Below are 25750 nucleotides of genomic sequence, written 5' to 3'. Positions count from 1 at the left end.
TTATTGACAGTAATGTTGTTATCGTCGCTATTGTACGCCTCAAAGCGACAATAGGTGAATATCAAGCAATATCAGCTTATATCGTATATCGCCCAAGCAACAGACAAAAATATACCTCAGCTAGACAATAAAATCTGCGCTAGCTGAGGATATTCCGAGCTATATCAGCCCTATTCGCTTAAGGTAATCAAACCATAGTCATACGCATGACGACGATAAACCACAGATGGGCGACCATTTTCCTCATTAACAAATAAATAGAAATCGTGCCCCACAAGTTCCATCTCACTCAAAGCATCATCGACGCTCATCGGGGTAGCAGAGTGCTCTTTTCTACGGACAATCTGCCCAGGAATAATATCTTCGACTTTATCGGCATAAGGATCAACATCATATTGACCTTGCTGCTGTGCTTGCTGCGCCTCATGCACTAAATCAGCAGCAATCTCTCCTGTGCTCTTTGGGGCACGATGGCCAGAAAGAGAAATCGAACGACGAGCCTTTACCTTACGCAAAGAGCGCTCCATACGAGAAAGTGCCGTTTCTAAAGCTGCATAAAAGCTATCCTCTTTAGCCTCAGAACGAGCAACATGACCTTTTCCAGTGGCAGTAATTTGGATGCGATCACTTTCATCAGCACGCCGTGGATTTGGTTCATGTTGTAATTCCACGTGGAAGAATGTCAGCGTTGAATCCAAACGTGCAATTTTGGCAAGTTTAGCGTGCACACGCTCAGCAAAATGCTCTGGAACTTCCACATTGCGTCCAGTGATAGTAACTTTAACTTCTGGACTCAGTGACTCATGATGAGCAGGTGTAACCATGACTGTACCTTCCTCTTAGAGCACCATCACGCAGATAAGAAACATCAAACTGCCTCATTATTCACATGATGGCTAAATGGAATTAACCTGTACTTCTACCCTACTCCCCTTTGAGACAATAAGCATGAACTTTTCGCGATACCTATGCCTATTTGCCTTTTTGCCTATTTGCCTATTGCGCACAAGAATCAAGCATGTGCCCACGCCAAACCACCACGAATCTTCACTCCCATAGCACTAAGTACCGCCGTCGAAGCAGCTAAGGTTGCCCCTGTGGTGAGGATGTCGTCGATAAGCAAAACACTAAAACCACTCAACCCACCAGCAGTATGCAAGCGTACTGCTGTAGGAGTCGGCACTACAGCACCGATCATATTTGTATGACGCTGCCGCATACTTAACCCCACTGAATCACGCACCCCTGCTCTATGTTCAATAAGATTGGCGACTGGAAAAGGAGTACGCTGACATACCCGAGTAACAGGATCACCACCACGTTTTAATGCAGAACGACGACTCGTCGGCGCAGGCACAAGCACAATATCCTCCTCTACCTCACCCTGCGCAATGAGATAAGACACTGCACTAGCAAGCATGGCACCAAGGGGCGCAATCATATCTCGCCGGTTTCGTTCTTTAGTGGCGATAATAATTTTCCTACGCGCCCCACCATAGGCACCCAAAGACCATAGTGGTATATGCGAATAGATTTTTGCGCTTATCCGCTGTGGCGGTTGCCGCAAATGTATTGCACAATGCGCACATAAGCGATAACCAGCAGCACCACAACCTGCACAATTACATGGAAAAAGTAATTCCCGAAAAGCCCCCTGCATAACCGCTTATGATAGCAGTTAATAACGTGGCACAATCACTTTTCCTTGGGTGCCTTCTAAGCCTTGTACTTCACGCCAAAAAGGCGAATCCGAGTTATTAAGCTCTAGTGCAGTTCGCGCATCAGAGGCATATACTGTTGCACCTGTAGAAGCCAGTGAAGACACCGGAGCAATGATATTGCTCGTCGATAGCCATTGCGTGATAGAACCATCACCTGCTACATGCTGTACTGGCGCTTGGGAATCAGCAGTGCCTACCAATAAACTGCCATCTGGCTCCCATTCCACACTTACTGCACGAGTATCTTTGCCAAGATATTCATAAACATTGGTCAGTTTTCGCTCACCAGCATTAGGACGCGACACTGTTGCCACATACACTGCCCCGTCAATGATAAATGCCGCTCGTACTCCTGAATAAGAAAGACGAAGCGAAGTAATAAGATGATCCCCCGCATTGGGCACATCACTGGTATCAACTTCAGTCTGCGCTATCTCACCAGTATCAGCTGAACGAGAAATACGTGCCACCGTCGTGCCATCTATGACAGTCCACAAACTATTGGCACCATACTCAAAGCTAGGGCGCGTAAGGCTACGCGCATGGAGCAATTCAATGGCTTCACCGTTGAGCGTCGAAAGCATAAGTTGAGAGGCTTTCGACGCCCCGGCTCCACTAGCAGTTACTGCAACAACCAGGTTTTTTTCAGTGGCAATATCCGCACTTTCGATATTTTCCATATAACCAAATTGACCAGGGACAGGATCTAAACGCCCTTGATAAATGCGAGTAAGCCGCCCTCTGCTCAACGCATATACTGTCCCCACTGACCTACGAGATGCCTGAGGGTTATACTCTGGATAATCCTCTACAGTAAGCTCCACTGCTGTTGAGTTTGGTGCCGTCACCTGAGTACCGTCGAAAGATAAATGATACGGACCAGGGACACTGGCTGCAGCGAGAGTCCATACAATTTGTGCGGCAAGCCGTCGCTGTGCATCTTTACGTAACGAAGACACACCAGTAAAGGCATAGGCGCCGTCTTTTACTCCGGCAAAATAAGCACTATTGGGAACCTCATTGAGTACCCCAGGAGCAAGAGTATCTGAAGCCCCATCCAATAGTAGAGACAGCAAATTCATGTCGATAGCGGCATTAGTGTTATATATCCACCGCTTATCGGCAACTAACACTGAACCACTGGGGTCAAAGAAATACAGATCATGCTGAGCATATCTATTACGTAGTTCAGAACGCTCTACCACAATACGAGTAGGTAAAGAATTTATCCTCCACTGCCCATTTTCTTTTTTCAGTTCAACAACATCACTATATTTTTCATCACGAGGAACAAAACCCCCACCAGGGCCTAGGGTTCCCACAATCGTTCCTTGAACCTGATACGCAAGATAATCCTTTGACCCAGCATTAGCGGCATCCCGACCAGGATTATTACTAGCTAGATTAACGTCTAGCCGATCCACAACATACACCGTGGCACTGGGTTGCCATCGTGAAGCATTGTCCTCAGTTAAAAAGGCACGAGCACTTTGATATTGCTGCGTGGGTTGCGCATTGGCGACAAAAAAATCTCGCACCAAAAGATCTGGCTCACGGTCTTGTATCGGGGTTTCAACTTTATCTTGTGCAGAATCAGAAAAATCCCTTAACACCTGTGGCTCAGTATTCGACGGCAAAGCAGTACATGCGCTGCATAATAACACGCTAGCTGACACTACACAGGAAAAAATCCGTTTTACTTCATGTCTATTCATCTGCTGCAACCTCTAACTGCTCTGGTTCTAGCGAACGTGGAACCGCTAATTCTAGTGGGCTCTGTTCATAACTAGCGTGTGGGGTGATGGGCAATGTAAGCCGGAACATAGTCCCCACGCCTTGTTCACCAATCGCTTCAAGCGCACCACCATGCAAAGCAGCATCTTCTCTAGAGATTGCAAGCCCCAATCCAGTACCGCCTGAATGACGTACTCGCGACGGATCTGCCCGCCAGAAACGGTTAAAGACCAGATCTTCTTGCCCAGGCTTTAATCCCACCCCATGATCGACTACGCCAACGGCAATGGCCTGCTCATTACGAGCAACATACACATCGACTGGGTTCCCTTCAGAATGATCAATTGCGTTGGCCAATAAGTTACGGATAATACGCTCAATGCGTCGAGGGTCCCCTGTTACAGATGTAGCCATCTGCGTGCGTGCACTGTCTAAGTCGTGTTCTTGGTCTTGTTCTTGGCTAGCCAGGACATCATCGTTGGCATACATATGAAAGCGCACAGGTACATCAAGTTTCTCTGCTAAATGCTGTGTTTGCTGCCATGCGGACGCAACACAAGAGCGAATATCCAAAGCACTCTCTGACAAATCTGCCACACCAGCGTCGTGACGCGAAATCTCAAGCAGATCTTCAAGGAGAACCTCAAAACGACCCAATTCAGTCTGCATCAATACCGCAGCACGCTGCACGCTCTCAGGTAAGTCATCAGTTTGCGACTCAATAAGATCCGCAGCCATGCGTACCGTGGTCAATGGGGTACGTAATTCATGCGACACATCAGAGGTAAATTGCCGCTGCAAATTGCCGTATTCCTCCAATTGTTTTATTTTTTTCGACAATGACTCAGCCATTGAATTGAAGCTAACTGCCAGGGTAGCCATCTCATCTTCGCCATCGACAATCATGCGCTCTCGCAGATGCCCTGACGCAAAGCGCTCCGCAATCAAGGCTGCAGAACGAACTGGCACAATAACTTGCTGAATTAGCAGCCACACAATGCCCACAAGCAGCACGACGATTACTACTCCAGCCGCAGAAAACAGACCACGCAATAGGGCAATTGTTGACTCTTCGCTGGTCATAGAAATAACCAGATACACCTGCAGATCAGGAATATCTGTTTTTGTGGGAGAACCAATGATCAGCGCTTTATAGGTACTGGAATCTTGACGATCAATCGTGGCAAATTGATAAGAAATCTGATTTTTTTGCACAAAACTACGAAGTCGCTCTGGGATGCGATACCCTTCGGGAGAAGCCGTTATAGATCCATCAGGATTATTGACCACAATAACTGGTTCATAGGTAGTTTGCGCATAAAACCCATTAGTATCTTGATTTGTTAAAGCTGCACGGGCAGCATTGAGCCGAGTTTGCAATGATGTAGAAGCACTGGTGGCATTAATTTGCTCTTCCACCGCCACACGAGCACGATCAATTTCCGAATTGGCAACATCAAGTTTGGCATTGAGCAAGTTTTGTGTCACGAGGTTGACGAGCACAAATACCAAAATGATCATCATGATCGCGGAAATAGAAAGGATAGATCCTAACACCCGCGTCTGGATGGAAGTACGCCATTGAGTCAGAAACCGATGCGTCTGGTTTCTTAGCCATTCTACTAAAATTGCTGCCTACTCCTGCACAGTCTTATACCCGACACCACGAACGGTGAGCACAATCTCTGGGTTTTCCGGATCCTTCTCAATTTTAGAACGCAAGCGCTGGATATGAACATTGATCAGTCGGGTATCAGAAGAATTATGATAACCCCATACCTTCTTGAGCAGCTCCTCACGAGAAAGCACTTGCCCTGGTTTTGAGGCAAGCTCAACTAAAAGATCAAACTCCAACGGAGTGAGTTTTACCTCTTCACCAGCACACGTAACCACATGGCCAGGAACATCAATAAGCAAATTACCAATCTCAATGGTATCCGCTTCAATGTCATCACTACGACGCAACCGTGCTCGAATACGAGCGACAAGTTCTTTAGGCTTAAACGGCTTGTTGATGTAATCATCAGCACCTGATTCCAAACCAAGAACCACATCAACGGTATCTGTTTTCGCAGTAAGCATCACAATCGGAACTGCTGATTCACGACGAATAATGCGGCAAATATCAATACCGTTCATCCCCGGTAGCATCAGATCAAGCAAAATAAGATCTGGGTTTTCCCGCCTAAAAGCAGCTACTGCTTCTGCACCATCGGTTACAGCCACTGCCTCAAACCCTTCGGTGTTGAGCACAATAGTCAGCATCTCAGAGATAGCTGGATCATCATCGACGACGAGAATTTTCAGCGCCATATTAAAAGAAATATCCTTCCCACAGCTCATACGCATTGCTATGAGCACTTCTTGCTAGATTGACCAACGGTGCTTTCAGCCCAAATCTCACGCAAGCCTTTGGCGCACCGATTTAATCATGTCTTCCACATTATAATCTGGTTCGGCAATCAGCCACTGGGATTGCCACTGCTTCTGTGCAAGTTGTCCATATATCAATGCCGTATTGTTTTGCAAGGAATTATCGGACTCATAAAGATCTCGCTGACGCGTCGCATCGTTTTTTTCTCGCATCTGAGCACGCTGTTGTGCAAGCTCAGGAGGGGTGTTAAGCAAAATCTGAAGATCTGGACGCGCTAAACCAAACTGCTCAAACTCTAAGTGAGCCACCCACTCTATTGCATTTTCATCAGCTAAACGTGCAGCAGTATATGCAGCATTTGACGCTACATAACGATCGAGTAACAAAATTGATTCGCTGCCTACAAAGGCATCAATATCCGCTTTCGCCTCCCGACGATCTAGGGCGAAGAGTGTCGCCATTGCATAAGCAGAATCACTCATATCACCCATATTCCCATACAGCGCTTGCCGGGCTAATTGCGCGTGAATGGACTGATCATAACGAGGAAAACTCATAACGCGCGCAGAAAAATCCTGCACTAATGCACTTACCAGTGTGTTTTTTCCTGCACCATCGATGCCTTCAATTGCGATGATCATAAATGCTTATACCTCAAAAATTAGTAGCGATAGTGCTCAGGCTTATATGGACCAGCGACGTCCACTCCAATATATTCTGCTTGCGCTTGACTGAGCTGGGTGAGAGTACCACCTAGTGCTTCTACGTGGATGCGGGCGACTTTTTCATCAAGAATTTTTGGCAGACGATAAACATCGTTAGTATAACGACCATCGTTATTGAATAGCTCAATCTGCGCAATAGTCTGATCCGCAAAAGAGTTAGACATAACAAAACTTGGATGCCCCGTAGCATTACCAAGGTTGAGCAAGCGTCCTTCAGAGAGCACAACAATTGATTTTCCATTAGGCAATTGGAACTCATCAACCTGCGATTTAATAGTCACCCGCTTAACATCGTCGCGATGAAGCAACGACGCCATATCAATCTCATTATCAAAGTGACCTATGTTCCCCACCACTGCATGATCTTTCATAGCAAGCATATGATCAAAAGAAATAATATCGCGATTACCCGTAGCAGTAATGACAATATCCGCATCTGATATTGCCTGCTCAACAGTAACGACGGCATAGCCATCCATAAGTGCCTGGAGCGCATTGATAGGATCTACTTCCGTAACTTTAACCCGAGCGCCTTGGCCTGCCATTGCTTCCGCGCATCCCTTACCTACATCGCCATAACCACAGATAAGGACATTTTTTCCGCCCATGAGCATATCGGTTGCCCTGTTAATGCCGTCGATAAGCGAATGCCTCGTGCCATATTTGTTGTCAAACTTTGACTTGGTTACCGCATCATTGACATTCATGGCTGGGAATGGCAATTCTCCCCGCTGCGCAAAATGATAGAGACGATGTACTCCTGTGGTGGTTTCTTCCGTTACCCCTTTAATGGCAGCGGCAATCTTGTCCCATTTGCCATTCTCTTGTTCTAGGGTAGTGGCAAGCATTGTCAAAAATGCTTGATATTCGTCGGAGTCATCTGGCTGGATGGCAGGAACAGCACCAGCACGCTCATATTCACGACCACGAATAACAGCCATAGTGGCGTCACCGCCGTCGTCAAGAATCATGTTGGGTAGTTCATCTTTCCAGCTAAAAATCTGGTTAATGCACCACCAATACTCCGCTAGAGTTTCCCCTTTCCACGCAAAAACTGGCACACCTTGTGGATTCTCCGGGGTGCCATTTCCCACAACCACTGCTGCCGCTGCTTCATCTTGAGTGGAAAAGATGTTACACGATGCCCACCGTACCTGTGCCCCCAATGCCACAAGAGTTTCGATCAGTACCGCAGTCTGCACAGTCATATGGATAGAACCGGCAATGCGAGCCCCTTTAAGAGGTTGCTGTTCGCGGTATTCCTCACGCAATTGCATCAATCCTGGCATCTCGTATTCCGCCAAACGGATTTGATGGCGACCCGCTTCAGCAAGGTGAAGATCAGCAACTTTATAATCTTGTGAGGTCAGCACAGATTGGGATTGGGACATATTCTCTCTACTCTCCTTACATGACGCAGCTATACTCATTTTGCATCATATTCTTTTGTCTTTATCGTTAAGCTCCACTCTACAAGGCAATGACCCTACGGAGTTATTTGGGTGATTCGAGATGATCCACAAGGCTCAGGGTTTCAGACTCAAGACTCAAGAAAGGGCTTCAATATAGCTTTCTAAGTCATCGTCTGTTTCCACAGTTTCTAATACCGCGGCCGCAGATTCACGTAACTGTTCATCTCCTGCACCAATGAGATCACGAATAAACGGATACATCGCAATAATCTCACCAGAAGAATAAGGAGCCCCTGCCCAAATTGCGGCAATGGTCGCTGCCGCTTGCCCATTGAGCTGTTCTTCCTCGGTACGAGCAACGTCATTACGTACTAGCATGACTGCATCAAAGATAGCCTCGACGACATTTTCCTCATCGAGATCATTCAACTCTTCAAGAAAATCAATGTTGACTTCTTCGTTGAAAATGTTTCTTTCCCATGCACTCATTATTGTGTCCTATCTTTCCCGGTGCTTATAAGACTTAAAGATTGAGTTTTTGATAAACAGTGCACACTTGAGTGTCACCCTCCTAATTGTAACCAATTTGTAATAGTTTTATGATGTATGAAGTAGCTCAATGTAGCGATATGTTTGGCAAGCACCAGCAGTTTTGCACATATCTTGCCCGCATAACACTTTCGATATAGTTTTATATAAGAAAATAAGAAGTGTAGATATCTAGCTAGTCTAGATAGTTCAGAAACACAGAGAGGTATAGCAGAAGTGGTTGAGGCCAAAAATAACTCAGCACGACGCTTTTTGGTCTTTATTGTTACAGGCTGCGTCATAGCCTTAGTCATTGGCTTTTTTGCATGGCGTCTTAGTCTGCAATCAACAACTACTACCGAAGCACACGCCGGTCCGCAGGCCAATGCCACTACAAGCCCTACCCGCATTACCCAAGAAGCAAACATCGTCTCGCGCAGTACACAAAGCACTCGAGTGAGCACCAGTTCCGCCCAATCGTCGAGTAGCCTCGTTGCAAAAACTACTGAACCTACCAAAAAAAAGGCTTATCGACGCTCACCTGAGCAAAAAAATACTTCACCTACAGGCTTTGTGGGCAATGAAGAAAATGAGCAGGATAAACTCGAATCAGACGCATCTATTGACGATCAACAAGTTGAAGATCGCGATACCGATAGCGTTTACTCAGAAGATGAGGAACGCATAAAGCGTCCTATCACTAGCATTGAGCAACGTTATCCGCAAACAACTGATCAACTCTTATCTGACTTACAGAAGTTGTTACCACATACACCAGCACTGCCTACCCCAGGCAAGGAAACAGGTGAAGTGATTGAATCACTTGTGAACAAGTTACCGACTATCCAAGAAGCACCGTTACTTCCACCTGAGGCATATCAGAAGACCTACCAGCCTCAAACCCCTACCCCAGATCTCGATACTCCGGACAGCACTGACGCAATCGAGATCCCAACAGCTCTTGAGCCTATTAGTAGCATCACCACCGAGGAACCTTCCCAAGAACCAGAGTCAGAGTCAGAGGCTGACCTCATATCCAAACCAGATGAAGAGGAACTGGATCTCATTGCTCCTCTTGCTACCGAAAGCGTCAATCAAAATACCGCTAAAGTAACCGAGGCGGACTCAGTAACTCCGACTGCCCAAGCAATAGCAGATCGACAATAACCACCCGCACTAGCTTGTTATATGCTGCTATGTCACCTTAACCGTGGCAAGGTAGACATGACCTTTGCCGCTAATGTGCACTTCCTCATGCGCATCTATCCACACAGCGCCAGCAGCTGAAAGAGTTTTCGTTTCTTGTGCATTACGCACAGTTACTTCTCCACGAGTACACAATGCAATACATGCACTGTCATAAACAATGTCCTCCGAAGATTGCTGTGAATCTAGCACCAAGCAACGCAACGCAAACTCATCAATGGGAACGCGATAGTGTCCATGCTCACATGGCACTCGTGGATCATCAAGAGAATCAAAACGTAATACTTTAATCAGCTCTGCAATATCAATATGCTTTGGTGTTAAGCCACCGCGTAATACATTATCTGAATTCGCCATGATCTCTACGCCAAGCCCACTCACATAAGCATGGAGATTACCTGCATCGAGATAAAGCGCTTCACCAGGTTCTAGAACAATGTAATTCAGCAATAATGCGCTCAATACGCCAATATCACCAGGATAACGCTCATTGAGATTTATTACATTAGTTAGGCAGTCTTTTATCCATACTGGCGCTGGCATATCAAGTGCTTTTTTTGCAGCTAAGATGACTGCGTCGATAAGCTCATGCCGCGCTTTGATTGGAATAGTGATCCATGTAGTAAATAATGCGCGTAAATTACTCTCGTCCGAACCAGAGTCGTCAAGCACGCTGCAATAACGCGCTAGCTGATCGCAACCGAGCGTGTTAAAAAGTTCAAGGGTGCGTGCAAGCGGTCGAAAACCAGCCATTGCATGAAACTGAGTCAGCGCCACAATGAGTTCCGGTTTATGATTATCATCTTTGTAGTTTCGATTATGCGCGCTAAGTGCAATATCTTGCTCATTTTCCTTAGCAAAGCCCTCTTCGGCTTGTTGTTTCGATGGATGTGCTTGCAAGGATAACGGGGCATCAGCAGCAAGAATTTTCAGCAAAAATGGAAGAGTATTGCGGTACTTAGCACATACTCGTTCGCCCAACACTGTTGGATCCTGCTCAATGTAGTGCAAGAGAGTATCGCCATTTTCCACCAAACTTGGCGCCCCAGGATGCGCACCAAACCATAGCTCTGCTTCTGGACGTGCACTTGCCTCTTCCCCTTTTAATTGGGCGATGAGGGTTCGTGAACCCCAGGAATAATGTTGCACACTTGGACTCAGCAATTGCATAACAAATCCTTTAGTTGCTTTCTTGGCGAATAATGCCGAGGATCTCCTGCACGAGCTCATCGACCTCACCCTGAGTAGGAGCTTCTACATTTAACCTTAATAATGGCTCGGTATTGGATGCACGCAGGTTAAACCATGCTGGGCTGTCTTTGAGAGTCACTGTAATGCCATCGAGCTCATCGACGCTTGCGCTACGCTGAGCAAAAGCCTCTAGCACTGCTTGAGTACGCTGCTGCTGTTGCGCAACAGAATCAAGACGAGAGTTGATCTCCCCAGAAGCTGCGTAGCGATTATATTGAGCCATCATCTCCGATAGTGGCAGTTGCTGCCCTCCTAAAGCAGCAAGGACGTGCATAGCTGCAAGGATTCCCGAATCTGCATTAAAGAAATCAGTGAAATAGTAGTGTGCAGAATGTTCACCACCAAAAACAGCACCAGTACGCGCCATTTCGGCTTTGATGAAAGAATGCCCTACTCTGGTTCGCACAGCTTGTCCACCATGCTCCTGAATTACCTCTGGTACAGCGCGTGAGGTAATGAGATTATGGATGATTGTTGCCCCTGGATACTGCGTCAAATAGCGCTCGGCAACAATGGCGCAAATAGCTGAGGGACTTACTGGCTGGCCTTTCTCATCAACGACAAAACAACGGTCTGCATCACCGTCGAAAGCTAAACCAATATCTGCCCCAACTTTTTGGGTGAATTCCTGCAAATCAACCAGATTCTTTGGATCAAGCGGATTTGCCTCATGATTAGGGAAAGTCCCATCAAGCTCAAAATATAGTGGCTCTACTTCAATGGGCAGTCCAGCAAATACCTCTGGCACAGTGTGACCAGCCATACCATTGGCAGCATCAACGGCTACTTTGAGCGGGCGAATTGCGCTCAAATCAACAAGCTCACGCAAAAATGCGCCATAATCATGGAGCGAATCTTTTTCTTCGATAACACCAGTTGCTCCCGAATACTCTGGAATACCCTCGACGAGCATGGTGATAATATCACCCAATCCGGTTTCTTGCCCTACTGGTTTTGCCCCCGCACGGCACAATTTGATGCCATTATATTGAGCAGGATTATGCGATGCGGTGAACATGGCACCAGGACAATCCTGCACACCGGACACATAATACAACTGATCAGTTGATGTTAGCCCTAGATAGAGCACATCAAGCCCCTGAGAATTAACTCCTTTAGCAAAAACCTGAGATAATGGCGCAGATGACGGACGCATATCATGCCCGACTGCAATTTTTTTCACGCCTTCTTGCCTCATTAAGTAGCCAAAAGCAGCGCCTACTTCTTCAATAAAGTCAGAGTCAATATCCTCATCGACGATACCGCGAATGTCATAGGCTTTAATAACTTTGCTAACTGCTTCGAGTGAACGCATAGCGGTGCTGCACCTTTCAGATGTTATGGTTTTTCCTGGGGTTTTTCTTCTCTACTATCTTAATACGATAATTAGTCATGCCGAGATGAGCTGGAATCAGACCGCTGCGTAACATCTGATTGCGATGAAATAACACGCAGATGAGCACGACGTTTCTGATGTTCCTGCGCCCTATGCACTGGGTGTTGTGCACTCGGTTGGGCATTATCCTTATCATCTTTATGATCCGACTCAACCGGATCAACCAGACCCGAGGTCGTCTGCCCAGCTTCTCGCACTGCTTGTGCTAATGCGGTTAGATCTTCGTCATCGTCGATATCGTCCACCCGCACGAGTTCCCAGCCCATTGGGGCGGTAATACGCGATGCGTGGTATTCGCACAAATCCCAACTATGCGGATCACTCGTGTGCATAAGTGGTCCAACGACTGCTGTTGATTGCGCATAGGCATAGGTAAGTGTAGCCACGGCAGGCTTACCACATCCAGGACGAGAGCAACGACGAAATTGATTCACAAACACAAAGTCTAGACTCTAAGTAGAGGTTCAGACAACGATAGTCCTTTTCGGCGCGTCCCCACCAGCATCACAGACCAGCACAATACTGTGGAATCATCATGTATCCTCACAATCCACACTCTCCACGCGACCGACATGGTCGAGGTATCCGCAGTATGCTGTTACCACCTGATGTGCCACGTCATCGTACTCGTCGACAGCTATTCGACGCTGCTGTTGTAGAGGCTTACTCCCCTATCGAAAAAAAATATGCTCAGCAATTAAGCAATGTGGATGTTGTGGTTGATACTGTGCCGCATATTTTTATCAGCAACCAACCACGCTCCTTGGAAACAAACGAACCAATTTTTAGTACCTCAGATGGAACCATTCCAGTAGGAATTGTGCGTGATGGCTCTGTACCACTCGGTTGTGTTATTAGTGCAGGCAGCGATCGACGGAGGAATCCTACCAAAGATTGCATTGTGATTTTCCGTATGCCGATTGAGCAGCGTAGCCAAAATAAAAAGGAGCAATATGAATTGCTCCAAAAAACTCTTATCGCGCTGGTAGCCGATTATCTTGAAATCGCACCAGAGGATATTGATCCATATCTATACCACTAATGCCGAAGTGTTATTAACCAATATCTCGCTTCAGACGACGACGCTCACGCTCAGATAATCCACCCCAGATACCAAAACGCTCATCATGCGCTAAGGCATATTCCAAACACTCATCACGAACAGAGCATGCCTGGCAAATACGCTTTGCTTCCCTGGTGGAACCACCTTTTTCCGGAAAGAAAGCCTCTGGGTCAGTTTGAGCACATAGTGCTTGCTCCTGCCACTCTCGCTCAACCGCACCGAATATGTCATCTAGAGATTGATCTAGTAGCGACTGAGTACGAGGCGCGGCGTTGCTCGCCATATCTTTCACGCCACACTCCTCTCCTCATAGTTGTTATCTAAAAACCGTTCAGATAACAGTTCCGGAACATAATTACCCGCTGGCAACTAAATCAGCTGCACCATTCGCGTGGTAACTAAGAATTACATATATGCAATTCAACACGCGAACACTAGATACAGTCAAACCCTCAGAAAAAAATTCTGACAAATATACACATTATCCCTGTTTGTTTGTATCAATAGTCACACGAGTTATCAGGAAATAATGAGCGGGGGAGGTTGTCGGGGGTGCTATATATTGTGCCCACACGAAAGAAAACAACCATAAAGGACTTTTTCCTACCATAAGAATGGTCAAAAACCATGAGGACACAACAAAAAAAGAAAGGGCTGTGGAAAATAATTTTTCCAACAAACCCCAACAGACCCAGTAGTTACACTGCTACACGCAGTATCGCTAAGCATCAGAACTAAAACGCACCCCATTATCTGGGATCTCAACACCAGGCCACACTCTCACACCGTCGAGAAGCTCACAACGAGCACCAATGATAGCCCCCTCACCAATAATGCAACCACGCAACCTCGCATTAGCACCGATACGAGCCCCCGACGCAATAATAGAATCTTCAATAACTGCACCAGGCTCAATGGTGACACCATCAAACACCACAGTGTCATCCAAACGACACCCGGCACCAACCTCTGTCCCCCGACCAATAACAGTGCCTCCCAACAACAAAGCACCATCACGTACGCCAGCACTTTCATCCACCAGCGACTCACCAACACGTCCAGCCAACAAAGGCGAAGGTGCAATACCACGCACTAAATCAGAAGAACCACGAACAAAATCACTTGGTGTACCCATGTCCCGCCAATAAGAAGTATCAACAAAGCCATAGACCTTGAATCCATCTTCAAGCAGTTTAGGGAAAGTATCTCGCTCCACAGATATCACGCGATCAGCAGGTATCTGTTCAATCAACTCACGCTTAAAGACATAACATCCAGCATTAATTTGGTCAGTCGGAGGATCTTCTGTTTTCTCCAAAAAGGCCTCTACCCGCCCCTGAGCATCGGTCGGCACACAACCAAAAGCTCGCGGATCAGGAACACGAACAAGGTGCATAGTAAGGTCGGCATTCTTGTCATAATGCTCCTGCAAAATGCCACCTAGATCCGTACCCCCCAAAACATCCCCATTGAACACCATGACAGTATCAGCACGTAATTTGTCATACACATTGCGAATACCACCACCAGTACCCAGCGGACGCTCCTCCACCACATACTCAATTTCAAGCCCAAACTCTTCGCCACAACCAAAGTATTCCTCGAATACTTCCGCCTTAAATGACGTACCCAAAACCACATGAGTAATACCAGCAGCTTTAATACGTGCCAATAAGTGAGACAAGAATGGCACTCCTGCCGTCGGCAGCATAGGCTTTGGTGTAGACACAGTTAATGGACGCAAGCGCGTACCTTTTCCACCAACAAGAATTACTGCATCAACATCTTGTTTCATCTTATCTTCAGCCATTGAGTTCCATTTCTGTATGATTTTCTTCGCTTGCTAGGCTAACCCATCGACTCTTATAGCAAGCGAGTGACGCACCGATTAACGCCGTTTCTTCGACCACACCACTATCTGTGCGCGTGCTTTTAACCCACACCACAAGGCCACACGAATTGGCAACTGCCACCAATGATGCAATCGATCTGCCTGAAAACGATATGCAGAATCATGATGAGCAGGCAACATCTTCTCCGGCAATTTCCCTGCAGCATGCCCTACCGCATGAGTGATCTGCGCCTGCGGACAGAACACATTGACATAACCAGCCTTACCAAAGCGATCACCCAAATCAACGTCTTCCATATACATGAAATACCGTTCATCAAAACCACCAATCGCTAAAAACGCATCCCACCGCACAAGTAAACAAGAACCAGATAACCATCCAGCACAGCGTTCGACGTCCATCTCTGCATTGGCATGATACGCAGCAGACCAAGGATTGTTTTTCCACACAGCACCAAAAAGTGCATGACCAATACCATTCTTAAGAGTGGGAACTGCACGCGCCGAAGGATAAGCCGACCCATCATCTTGACGAATATATGGTCCTACTGCAGCAACCTCATAACCATCAGCTGCCCAACGATGCGCACAATCAATCAGGGCATCTACCGCTTGCGGGTCAAAAACCACATCAGGATTAGCGATAACAAAAAATTCATCATTGATATCGCCCACAGCACGCATTTTCTCCAGATGCTTCGTCGCAAAGTTAATGGCGCTACCATAGCCAACATTGCCGCCCGTGGGGAGAAAAATAACCCACTCATTATCCTGTGCTGCTTGTTGTGGCACACCATCAACAGACCCATTATCCGCCAAAATAACTTTCACTGGAGCAGCATGAGCTGCAGGAATCGACTGCAGAAAATCAGTCAAGTATTTCCCGGGAGAATAGGTAACGGCAATGACGGCTAAGGGCTTATTCATTCCTCGAATTTTAGTCGGAGCATAACTTTTTCGTGGGAACGACCACTGATTATGTGTAACTATTTACGTAAGTTTGTCGTTTATACCAGTGGTCTTCTTTCATCGGGAAAGTAACTACTGTATTTTTGCGTAGTCATACGTGCGTGTGACTGGCTCTGAAAAAACGAAATAACATAGAATTACTAATTATTTTTAAGTAACTATTTTATTAAAACCAATTACGCACTGTCGTGCCATACATGGGAGCAGGTAGATGAACAATAGGATCCGCCACACGCGTGATATTCAAGCACCACCTACCCGCGGTCCTATTCTTAGCCAAGCTGGTTCCCAGACCCTCAAAACCGTATTAGCAATTTTGGCAACTATTGTACTGCTCACCTCTGCGCTGGGATATTTTACCGTTGGCCGTATCGGAAAAACTGTCGCTTCAGGCAACCTATCCCTAGGTAATAATGGCATGAAAGGAAAAGCAACTGATGGCGCTACCGACATCCTCTTAGTTGGTTCCGATTCCCGCACAGACGCACAAGGCAATCCTCTCACCCCACAAGAAATAGAAGTATTACACGCCGGCGATGAAGAAGCTGATAATACTGATACCATCATGGTTATTCGTGTACCTGATGATGGTTCCTCTGCAACCGCAATTTCCATCCCCCGCGACACCTATATTCATGATAAAAAGATGGGGAATCTGAAAATCAATGGCGTTTATTCTGCATACAAGGCTCAAGAAAAACAAGACCTTATCACCGATGGTCTGAGCGATGAACAAAAATTAGAAGAAAAATCTAAAGATGCAGGCAGAAAAGGGCTTATCAATGCCATTAGCGACCTAACTGGCATCACCGTCGACCACTATGCCGAAATTGGCTTATTGGGTTTTGTGTTGCTTACCGATGCCGTCGGTGGCGTAGATGTATGCCTCAATGACGCTGTCTATGATGAATACTCTGGTGCAGATTTCCAAGCTGGTCCGCAAACCCTCAATGGCGCACAAGGGCTTGCTTTTGTACGCCAACGACACGGACTCCCACGTGGAGATCTTGACCGTATCGTACGCCAACAAGCATATATGGCCTCTCTTGTTTCTAAAGTGCTCTCTTCGGGAACTCTCGCTAACCCTGGTCGTCTCTCTAGCCTCAGTAATGCAGTAAGCCGCTCAGTTCTCATTGATGAAGACTGGGATGTGATGAGTTTTGCTACCCAACTCCAAAACTTAGCTGGAGGCAATGTCTCCTTCAATACCATTCCAGTCACATCCATTGATGGCACTGGCGATCATGGCGAATCTGTAGTCACCATTGATAAAACTGCGGTACGCGATTTCTTCAAGAGCCTGCTCAATGATTCCCCCGAATCTGACGATGCCAAAAACAATCCAGCACCGGCAGAAAATGACAATGCCAATGACGATCAAGCTGCACCAAGCAATGAGATTCATGTGCTCAATGCCAGTGAAGATGAGTCTTTAGCACCCACCGTTGCCCAGCATTTGCGCAACCAAAACTGGAAAGTCTATGCAGTTTCCACAGCAGAGGCCGGAATATACTCAGAATCACAAGTCATTGCCACAAGTCAAGATGATCAAACAGCTCAAGATATTGCCAAAGAACTAAGTCTACCTGTCACTGTTAATGCCTCCCTCGAGGCAGGTACTGTTATCGTTGTCACTGCCGACGATTATGCAGGACCTACAGCTGAGCTAAAAGAAAATGATCCTAATGAACAGGTTGGACAACCAGGTAACGCTCTAGGTGAAGAAAACGCATCGCCAAAAATTGATGCGGATAATACCGGCCCACGCTGTGTCAACTAATAGTGTAACCGCACCATCATTATTTCAGTCACATTAAACGATTCCTCACAAAAGATAGCCAAGGGTAGCCTTATAATAATTTTGTGAAGATTTTTTCCATCAGTTCCTTAAGGGACATAATCTGGCAAGAGCATAGAGGCTAACCCATGTTCATTGCTAACTTTCTCATTGCACTACGTGAAGGTGTCGAAGCCGCACTGATCATCGGTATCATGGTCGCCCTGATCAATAAAATGAATAGGCGCGATATCCTACCAAAAATGTGGCTAGGCATCGCTCTGGCTGTGATCATTCCTGCAGCTGCGGGTGCATTTATGACATGGGGTCCTTATACTCTCTCCTTCCAAGCCCAAGAAATCCTCGGCGGTTCTTTATCATTGCTCGCTGTAGGTATGGTCACATGGATGATCTTTTGGATGGGGAAACATTCACGAACCCTCAGTGCCGACATCACCGAAAAAACCAATCGCATCCTTAGCACAGGAACTGATTGGCGTATTGTCTGGCTCAGCGCACTCAGCGTTGGACGCGAAGGACTAGAAACTGCTGTATTCACATGGGCAACTGTTAGAGGAACACTCAATGGTGGTTTCCTTGCTCCCAGTTTGGGTGTGCTCTGTGGTTTATTGTGTGCGATTGCAATCGGCTGGCTTATTTATCGCAGTACGACGCATATCAATCTCAAAAAATTCTTTAATACCACCGCATTCTTATTGATTTTTGTTGCTGCAGGCATTGTCTCTTATGGTATCGGCGACTTCCAGGAAGCAAACATTCTTCCTGGTTGGGGACATACTGTCTATGATGTGACCGGATTGTTCGATGGACATATCCCAGGGCTTAGCACTACGTCGTGGTGGTTTGTCCTTCTAGAAGCAATGTTCCAGCTCAATCTCTCGCCTACTTACCTGCAATTTTTTGGCTGGTTCGGATACTTGCTTGTCGTCTGCACACTATTTATTATGCGTACCCGCCCCCATAGGCATGAGCAAAAATAACGCTGTACTTGTTCGTACTTGTTCACTATGACTCGAAAGGTAAATATCATAATGAAAAAGCATCTCATTCATACCGCATTACCCTTGGTTGTTTCACTCAGCGCAGCCAGTGCGCTGAGTGCGTGCGTTGCTAATACCCCGGAGAATACCGAATCTTCGGCTAAGAGTGGCACAAGCACTATCGACGTGAAAATTAGCGATGATACCTGTGATGTAGCAGCAGATTCTGCTAGTTCAGGACGAGTGAGTTTCTCGCTCAGCAACACTGGTACAGTGCGCAATGAGTTCGAGATTCTTGCTGAAGACCAACTACGCATCGTCGGGGAGCGAGAAAATCTTGGACCGGGCACAAAAACTGATTACACGCTGGTATTAGAACCAGGTACATACTACACGGCGTGTAAGAAAAATATGGTGGGCAAGCTAGTTGATGTACGCCCATTCACCGTGAATGATTCTGGGGAAAAAGTAGCAGTCTCTGCTGACGAACAGGAACTCATTACTAACGCCGTTACCAATTACACCGCATATGTGCGTGATCAAACTGGGCAGCTCCTTGAGGAAACCAAAGCCTTTGCTGCGTTCTACAAGGCAGGTGACGTCGAAAAAGCCAGAATGGCTTATGCCCCAACTCGTGCTTTCTATGAGCGCATAGAACCTACTGCTGAAGCATTCGGCGATATTGATCCTGCGCTTGATGAACGTGAAACAGATCATCAGGAATCCGATGATGCGGTGGCACGTAGCTGGACTGGTTGGCATGTCATTGAAAAAGATTTATGGCGTCCAGAAGGATATGCTGGGTTATCAGTCGAGGAAGCAACCCATATTGCTGATCAATTAGTTGCTGATACTCAAAAACTCTATGACCTGGTTTATTCTGATCAGTTCACTGTAAATATCGATGATATTTCCAATGGCGCTATTGGACTGCTAGAAGAAGTTGCCACCACGAAGATCACTGGGGAAGAAGAGATTTTCTCACATACTGATCTCTATGATTTCTTTGCCAATGTAGAAGGGGCAAAAGTTGCTTTTGGCAATGTAGAGGCTTTGGCTAAGCAAAAAGACGCACAATTGGCTGATACAATTTCTGCGCGTTTCGACGAGATCGAAAAGGCATTGGATAAGTATCGCACTGGTGATGGTTTTGCCTCATATACTGATCTCGACGACAAACAACGTCGTGAGCTCTCTGACAAAGTAGATGCACTGCGAGTGCCATTAGCAAAGCTCACTGAGGCGATTATCTCGTGATGCCACAGCATGATTCCAATAATTCTCATTCCGGTGGGTTTTCCCTCTCTCGTCGGCAACTCCTAGCTGGTTTGGGTGGAGCAGGTGTCGGTGCGCTTGGTACAGGTGCGCTTGAATTAGGACATATCCGCAAAGAGCACTCTCCTACTGGCACAATTGTTCCTTTTCGCGGCGCACATCAATCAGGCATTATCACTCCTGCGCAACAGCAAATGCTCATGGTGGCATTTGATATGACGGTCAGCAGAAAACAAGATCTGATTTCTTTGCTCACGCAGTGGACGACTGCCACGGAAAGAATGATGAATGGCGAGGAAATTAATACTCCCAAGGTACGTGATGATGTTCCACCCGATGACACTGGTGAAACAATGGGACAACCTCCTGCCTCGCTCAGCGTTACCTTTGGTTTTGGTGCCAGTTTATTTGAGCACCCCCAAGACGGTGATCGTTTTGGGATTGCGCATAAAATTCCAGCAGCCTTGCGCGCTGGTATTCCTCGAATGGCAGCGGAAAAAATAGATCCGGATCGTTCTGATGGAGATATTGTTATCCAAATTTGCGCAGAAGACCCAATGGTTGTACTCCATGCTGCACATCAATATAAGCGCATTGCTTTTGGACTTGCCTCCGTTAAGTGGATGCAGCTGGGATATGGCAGAACCTCCTCCACTTCTCAGCAACAGCATACCCCGCGTAATCTCTTTGGATTTAAGGACGGTACGGCAAATATCAAGGCTGAAGAGGATCCAGCACAACTCAATGAGCATTTATGGATTCAACCTGGCGACGATCAGCACGCCTCATGGGCTGCGGGAGGCACATATCTGTGCATCCGCAAAATTGCCATGATGATGGAGGTATGGGATGAGTTGTCACTGCGTGAGCAGGAAAGGATTATCGGTAGAGATAAACTTGAGGGCGCACCGTTATCAGGGAAAAAAGAGCATGATAAACCAGATTTTCATGCTTTAGCTACCGAAGATATGGCCCCTGGAACTGGTGGTGCACAGCTTAATGAGCCGTTGATCAATGTTAATTCCCATGTCGCAACCGTCCACCCTGAGAATAATGGTGGACACAGGATGCTGCGTCGTGGCTATAACTACACTGAGGGAATCAATGAGCTAGGGCGTTTTAATGCTGGTTTATTCTTCATTGCTTTTGTACGAGATCCACGCACAAAGTTCATTCCCATTTTAGAAAATATGGCAACGGATTTATTGACTGAGTATGTGCAGCATATCGCCACCGGGCTCTATGTGGTTCCACCGGGGATTGCCGATGGTGATGATTACATTGGTCAATCGCTTTTTGACTAAGTTCTCTGCTCATTGTCGTCGGCAGAGAATGAACAGCTTTGACTAGCATAGAGACTATGAAGTTGTTATCAGAATTGCTTGCCGACGACCCAGCCACACCACGGCTGAGTGTTTATGACGAAACCATCGGCACGAGGCTAGATTTCTCAGCTACTACTCTTGATAACTGGGCTGCAAAAGTAGCAAATATGTTGCTCGATGAGCTAGATCTCGAACCTGGGGCAAAAATTGCAGTTGCACTACCACCTGGTTGGCAAAGCACTGTTATTGTGCTTGGTGCGCTTGCTGCCAATATAGATTATTCTTTTGACCCCGAACACGCTGCCGTGCTTTTCACCGATATCTCCCGAATAGCTGCCGGAGAGTTTTCCGACTTCGAGGGCGATATTTGTGCATTGAGCGATGATCCACTTGGGCGCGGTGTGGAGGAATTGGGTTTAGAGCTACCGACGGGGATTATTGATTTTGCCCCTACAGTGCGATTCTATGGTGATGCTTTCACCACAGATGAACGACTATTGCGTGAATGCGTAGCGACGACTTTCCAACCAAAAAGCAGAGTGCTGGGTACTGGTTGGACGAGTATGAGCGATTTTGAGCACCAAGTATTGCAGCCGCTTGCTGTTGGTGGTTCAAGTGTTATCGTCCGTGGCCTCGCAGATACGCAGCGATTAACAGAAATTGCCACAGTAGAAAAAGTAACAGAGTTGGTTTAATCGAGTGATTTACCCCCGTGGGTGTAATGAGCTGTGCTATTTTCTTTATTAAATAGTAGCTAGATCACTACATTAGGTGTAAAAGAATCCTCATCACGAAAATACAGAAAGGGTTTTCTTTTCATGTCGTTTCCAACTCGTACTATAGCCGCGCTAGCTATTGGCTTGAGCACCACTCTGGTCTTGAGTTCTTGTAGCAAAGATTCAGATTCTGCTGCTACCGGAGCTGCTAATGGTCGCGGTCCAATTACCTTTGCTATGGGTAAAAATGACACCGATAAACTCGTTCCCGTTATCGAAAAATGGAACGACGCACACCCTGATGAAAAGGTAACGCTCAAGGAACTTTCTGGTGATGCTCCTGAACAACGCGACACCCTAGTTCAGTCGCTACAATCTGGTAGCACTGATTATGATGTCATGGCGCTCGACGTTATCTGGACAGCAGATTTTGCAGCGAACCAATGGATTGCCCCACTCACAGGTGAACTTGCAGTAGATACTTCCAAACTACTGAAATCAACTGTCGAGTCCGCAACCTACAATGGAACGCTCTACGCATTGCCGCAAAACACTAATGGGCAACTGCTCTATCGCAACACTGAGCTTGTACCTCAAGCCCCAGGAACCTGGGCGCAATTGGCACAAAGCTGTGAATCCGTCAAAGCACAGTCCAAGGATTGCTTGATCTTACAGGCAAAACAAAGTGAAGGCCTTACCGTTAATACTGCTGATTTCATTGAAGGTTGGGGTGGCCATGTCATTGATGACTCTGGTGCACCAGTGGTGGATTCACCAGAGGCAAAAGCAGGTATCCAGGCACTCGTCGATGGTTATAAAGATGGGGTCATCTCCAAGTCCTCTCTTTCTGCTACTGAAGAAGAAACCAATTTGGCATTCGTCGCAGGTGAAACTGCATATGCGGTGAATTGGCCATATATGTATACCAATGCCCAAGCACAGAACTCACAGGTAGCTGGAAAATTTGAGGTTCAGCCGCTAGTCGCCAAAGATGGCACTGGCGTATCGACATTGGGCGGTTATAACAACGGAATCAACATCAATTCCACAAAGAAAGCAACTGCTCTTGACTTCATGAAGTTCATCGTGGAAGAAGAAAACCAGGCATGGTTTGCCGATAATTCTTTCCCGCCTGTCCTTGCTTCTATCTATGACGATGAAACATTGGTGAAAAAATACCCATATTTGCCAGCGCTAAAGACCTCTTTAGAAAGTGCAAAACCACGTCCAGTCAGCCCATATTACCCTGCTATTTCTAAAGCAATCCAGGATAATACCTACGCAGCGCTTACTCATGGCAAGAGCGTGGACGAAGCAACAAAAGATATGAAGTCTGCTATTGAAAATGCAGCAAAATAATCTGAGAGTTTACTAATACGCCATGCACATAGAACCTGCCTCCACAGCAGGTTCTATTGTTGGTTATGAGAACAATTCAGCAAGGATACATTCCCAAAGACGTACCCGCCATCACTCCTCATCACATTTCACACAGAATTAGAACATTAAAACTAAGGACTGCTCATCGTGTCGCTATCGACTCCACTTACAAAGAAGCAGAGCTTAGCGCAACCCAAGAAAACCAATGCACGTGCTTTTGCACTGATTGCCCCTACCTTGGTAGTGCTCGCCATTGTTATTGGTTATCCTATTGTGCGCGCTATCTATCTGTCTTTCCAATCCGATAAGCACTTGGATCCAACTACTGGTCTTTTCGTCGAAGGCGGTTTTGCTGGCTTTGACCATTATCTTTATTGGTTGAACCAGCGCTGCATGAGCCCTTCTGGCACAGTATCAGCCTGTCCTCCTGGAGTTATTGCTACCGACTTTTGGGCGTCGGTAGGCAATACCGTTTTCTTCACGATTGTTACGGTGAGCTTAGAGATAGTCGTCGGAATGGCTATGGCGCTGGTAATGAATCGGCAATTTCGCGGCCGAGCAATAGTACGTGCAGCAGTACTGATCCCCTGGGCAATCCCAACAGCAGTGACAGCTAAACTCTGGCAGTTCATTTTTGCCGACCGAGGAATTATTAACTCCCTATTGGGTACTCCTATTCATTGGACCACTGATCCGTGGGCAGCGCGCTTTGCTGTGGTTATTGCTGATGTGTGGAAAACTGCCCCTTTTATGGCTTTGCTCATTCTTGCTGGTCTGCAGATGATTCCCAAAGAAGTCTATGAGGCAGCACGCATGGATGGGGCAAATACCTGGCAGCAATTCTGGCGCATTACCTTACCCTTGGTCAAACCTGCACTAATGGTTGCTATTTTATTCCGCACTCTCGACGCACTGAGAATGTATGATCTGCCAGTTATTTTGATTAGTGCTTCTGCAAACTCCCCTACCGCTACCGTTTCACAACTGGTTGTTGAAGATATGCGCAGCAATAACTTTAATTCTGCCTCTGCACTCTCAACGCTGATTTTCCTGATGATCTTTACTGTCGCACTGATTATGATTCGTTTCTTAGGTGCGGATGTTTCGGGCACTGCCGAAAAACGTGCAGCTAAAAAAGCAGCACGACGCGCTGCTCAGGCACAAGCAAAACAACAAGACAACGCAATAACCGTGGCAAAGGAGACAGCACAATGAGAAAAGCCAAAGCGCTCATCAGCAATTATTGTGGTGTTGTTCTCATTCTGATCTGGGGACTTGCACCTTTCTATTGGATGGTTATTACCGCACTGCGTGACAAAGCCTATACCTTTGACACCACGCCCTTTCCGACTCATGTCACACTTGATAATTTCCGTGAAGCACTATCCACCGAAGGTGGCAATGATTTCCTAGGTGCTATTGGCAACTCACTCATTATCGGGTTATGCACCACATTCATTGCAGTTGCAGTAGGTGTGTTTACTTCCTATGCATTAGCTCGATTAGAGTTCCCTGGTAAAGGCTTTGTCACCGGCATTATTCTTGCCGCCTCCATGTTCCCAGGAATTGCACTGGTTACGCCTCTTTTTCAGCTCTTCGGTGAATTGGAATGGTTCGGCACCTACCGTGCCATGATCATTCCGAACATCTCCTTTGCCTTACCACTGACCATCTACACACTTACTTCTTTCTTCCGCCAATTACCGTGGGAGTTAGAGGAAGCAGCACGCGTCGACGGTGCCACAAACGGACAGGCTTTTCGACTCGTACTATTACCGCTTGCCGCCCCAGCACTCTTTACGACCGCAATTTTGGCTTTTATTACTACATGGAATGAGTTTATGCTGGCGAGACAGCTCTCGAGCGAAGCAACGGAACCAGTTACTGTAGCAATTGCTCGTTTTAGCGGACCATCTTCCTATGAGTTTCCCTACGCATCGATTATGGCTGCCGGTGCACTCGTGACTATCCCACTGATCATCATGGTATTGGTATTCCAGCGCAGAATCGTATCGGGTCTTACTGCCGGCGGTGTTAAATAACAT

At 46.7% G+C, this 25750-nt stretch carries 24 protein-coding genes; 10 read left to right on the top strand and 14 right to left on the bottom strand.

Annotated elements, in window-relative coordinates:
* Positions 1 to 170 precede the first annotated feature (170 nt).
* From hpf to FQV43_RS02265, 8 genes are all read right to left on the bottom strand, one after another.
* Positions 171 to 824 (bottom strand): ribosome hibernation-promoting factor, HPF/YfiA family, encoded by a 654-nt coding sequence (gene hpf / locus FQV43_RS02300; RefSeq protein WP_144273989.1) that lies wholly within the window; start codon positions 822 to 824, stop codon positions 171 to 173.
* A gap of 188 nt (positions 825 to 1012) precedes the next feature.
* Entirely contained in the window at positions 1013 to 1660 is a 648-nt protein-coding gene (locus FQV43_RS02295) for a ComF family protein (RefSeq protein ID WP_146338582.1), read from the bottom strand.
* Positions 1661 to 1678: 18 nt separating this feature from the next.
* Positions 1679 to 3436: an LpqB family beta-propeller domain-containing protein gene (locus FQV43_RS02290; RefSeq protein ID WP_144273985.1), complete on the bottom strand. Its 1758-nt coding sequence runs from the start codon at positions 3434 to 3436 to the stop codon at positions 1679 to 1681.
* Entirely contained in the window at positions 3429 to 5024 is a 1596-nt protein-coding gene (gene mtrB / locus FQV43_RS02285) for an MtrAB system histidine kinase MtrB (RefSeq protein WP_305764148.1), read from the bottom strand. The genes FQV43_RS02290 and mtrB overlap by 8 nt, the downstream gene beginning before the upstream one ends.
* A gap of 66 nt (positions 5025 to 5090) precedes the next feature.
* Positions 5091 to 5768, bottom strand: coding sequence for an MtrAB system response regulator MtrA (mtrA, locus tag FQV43_RS02280; protein WP_144273983.1), 678 nt, complete (start codon positions 5766 to 5768; stop codon positions 5091 to 5093).
* Between the two features lie 87 nt (positions 5769 to 5855).
* The gene (locus FQV43_RS02275; protein ID WP_146338579.1) at positions 5856 to 6470 is read right to left on the bottom strand and encodes a dTMP kinase; all 615 of its coding nucleotides are present in this window, start codon (positions 6468 to 6470) and stop codon (positions 5856 to 5858) included.
* A 20-nt stretch (positions 6471 to 6490) separates the two neighbouring features.
* Entirely contained in the window at positions 6491 to 7945 is a 1455-nt protein-coding gene (gene ahcY / locus FQV43_RS02270) for an adenosylhomocysteinase (protein ID WP_146338576.1), read from the bottom strand.
* Positions 7946 to 8101: 156 nt separating this feature from the next.
* The gene (locus FQV43_RS02265; RefSeq protein ID WP_144273977.1) at positions 8102 to 8455 is read right to left on the bottom strand and encodes a DUF4259 domain-containing protein; all 354 of its coding nucleotides are present in this window, start codon (positions 8453 to 8455) and stop codon (positions 8102 to 8104) included.
* A gap of 276 nt (positions 8456 to 8731) precedes the next feature.
* Between FQV43_RS02265 and FQV43_RS02260 the strand changes: the two genes are divergently transcribed.
* The gene (locus FQV43_RS02260; protein ID WP_146338573.1) at positions 8732 to 9661 is read left to right on the top strand and encodes a hypothetical protein; all 930 of its coding nucleotides are present in this window, start codon (positions 8732 to 8734) and stop codon (positions 9659 to 9661) included.
* 27 nt (positions 9662 to 9688) lie between these two features.
* On the opposite strand, the gene manA is transcribed toward FQV43_RS02260, so the two are convergent.
* The 3 genes from manA to FQV43_RS02245 all read right to left on the bottom strand — a co-directional run bounded on the left by manA (position 9689) and on the right by FQV43_RS02245 (position 12781).
* Entirely contained in the window at positions 9689 to 10870 is a 1182-nt protein-coding gene (gene manA / locus FQV43_RS02255; RefSeq protein ID WP_146340349.1) for a mannose-6-phosphate isomerase, class I, read from the bottom strand.
* Between the two features lie 10 nt (positions 10871 to 10880).
* A complete protein-coding gene (locus tag FQV43_RS02250; protein ID WP_146338569.1) occupies positions 10881 to 12266 on the bottom strand; it encodes a phosphomannomutase/phosphoglucomutase in 1386 nt (461 codons plus the stop codon).
* A gap of 71 nt (positions 12267 to 12337) precedes the next feature.
* Positions 12338 to 12781: a DUF3499 domain-containing protein gene (locus tag FQV43_RS02245; RefSeq protein ID WP_168195022.1), complete on the bottom strand. Its 444-nt coding sequence runs from the start codon at positions 12779 to 12781 to the stop codon at positions 12338 to 12340.
* A 101-nt stretch (positions 12782 to 12882) separates the two neighbouring features.
* Here FQV43_RS02245 and FQV43_RS02240 point away from each other — a divergent pair, with 101 nt between their 5' ends.
* Positions 12883 to 13389, top strand: a complete 507-nt coding sequence (locus tag FQV43_RS02240) for a metallopeptidase family protein (RefSeq protein WP_144273972.1) — start codon at positions 12883 to 12885, stop codon at positions 13387 to 13389.
* 13 nt (positions 13390 to 13402) lie between these two features.
* Here FQV43_RS02240 and FQV43_RS02235 read toward each other — a convergent pair whose 3' ends face one another.
* From FQV43_RS02235 to FQV43_RS02225, 3 genes are all read right to left on the bottom strand, one after another.
* Positions 13403 to 13702 (bottom strand): WhiB family transcriptional regulator, encoded by a 300-nt coding sequence (locus tag FQV43_RS02235; protein WP_168195021.1) that lies wholly within the window; start codon positions 13700 to 13702, stop codon positions 13403 to 13405.
* Between the two features lie 429 nt (positions 13703 to 14131).
* The gene (locus tag FQV43_RS02230; RefSeq protein ID WP_144273971.1) at positions 14132 to 15220 is read right to left on the bottom strand and encodes a sugar phosphate nucleotidyltransferase; all 1089 of its coding nucleotides are present in this window, start codon (positions 15218 to 15220) and stop codon (positions 14132 to 14134) included.
* 78 nt (positions 15221 to 15298) lie between these two features.
* A complete protein-coding gene (locus tag FQV43_RS02225) occupies positions 15299 to 16189 on the bottom strand; it encodes a glycosyltransferase family 2 protein (RefSeq protein ID WP_146338564.1) in 891 nt (296 codons plus the stop codon).
* A gap of 253 nt (positions 16190 to 16442) precedes the next feature.
* Between FQV43_RS02225 and FQV43_RS02220 the strand changes: the two genes are divergently transcribed.
* The 8 genes from FQV43_RS02220 (at position 16443) to FQV43_RS02185 (ending at position 25747) form a co-directional block, all read left to right on the top strand.
* Positions 16443 to 18011, top strand: a complete 1569-nt coding sequence (locus FQV43_RS02220; protein WP_146338561.1) for an LCP family protein — start codon at positions 16443 to 16445, stop codon at positions 18009 to 18011.
* Positions 18012 to 18157: 146 nt separating this feature from the next.
* On the top strand, positions 18158 to 19009 hold the full coding sequence (gene efeU, locus FQV43_RS02215; protein WP_146338558.1) for an iron uptake transporter permease EfeU: 852 nt from the start codon (positions 18158 to 18160) through the stop codon (positions 19007 to 19009).
* Between the two features lie 51 nt (positions 19010 to 19060).
* Positions 19061 to 20266 (top strand): iron uptake system protein EfeO, encoded by a 1206-nt coding sequence (gene efeO, locus FQV43_RS02210; protein WP_146338555.1) that lies wholly within the window; start codon positions 19061 to 19063, stop codon positions 20264 to 20266.
* Positions 20266 to 21588 carry a Dyp-type peroxidase gene (locus FQV43_RS02205; RefSeq protein ID WP_144274178.1) on the top strand — a complete coding sequence of 441 codons (1323 nt, stop codon included), beginning with the start codon at positions 20266 to 20268 and terminating at the stop codon, positions 21586 to 21588. Before efeO ends, FQV43_RS02205 begins: the two co-directional genes overlap by 1 nt.
* A 56-nt stretch (positions 21589 to 21644) precedes the next feature.
* Positions 21645 to 22304, top strand: a complete 660-nt coding sequence (locus FQV43_RS02200; protein ID WP_146338552.1) for a TIGR03089 family protein — start codon at positions 21645 to 21647, stop codon at positions 22302 to 22304.
* 123 nt (positions 22305 to 22427) lie between these two features.
* Complete coding sequence (locus FQV43_RS02195; protein WP_146338549.1) at positions 22428 to 23684, top strand: ABC transporter substrate-binding protein; 1257 nt, start codon at positions 22428 to 22430, stop codon at positions 23682 to 23684.
* A gap of 243 nt (positions 23685 to 23927) precedes the next feature.
* Entirely contained in the window at positions 23928 to 24920 is a 993-nt protein-coding gene (locus FQV43_RS02190) for a carbohydrate ABC transporter permease (protein WP_246846982.1), read from the top strand.
* Positions 24917 to 25747 (top strand): carbohydrate ABC transporter permease, encoded by an 831-nt coding sequence (locus tag FQV43_RS02185; RefSeq protein WP_144273961.1) that lies wholly within the window; start codon positions 24917 to 24919, stop codon positions 25745 to 25747. Before FQV43_RS02190 ends, FQV43_RS02185 begins: the two co-directional genes overlap by 4 nt.
* The last annotated feature ends 3 nt before the right edge of the window (positions 25748 to 25750 follow it).

The organism is Corynebacterium sp. sy039 (assembly GCF_007904105.1).
In the GTDB taxonomy this organism is placed as follows: Bacteria; Actinomycetota; Actinomycetes; order Mycobacteriales; family Mycobacteriaceae; genus Corynebacterium.
This window is presented reverse-complemented; position numbering and strand designations above follow the sequence as displayed.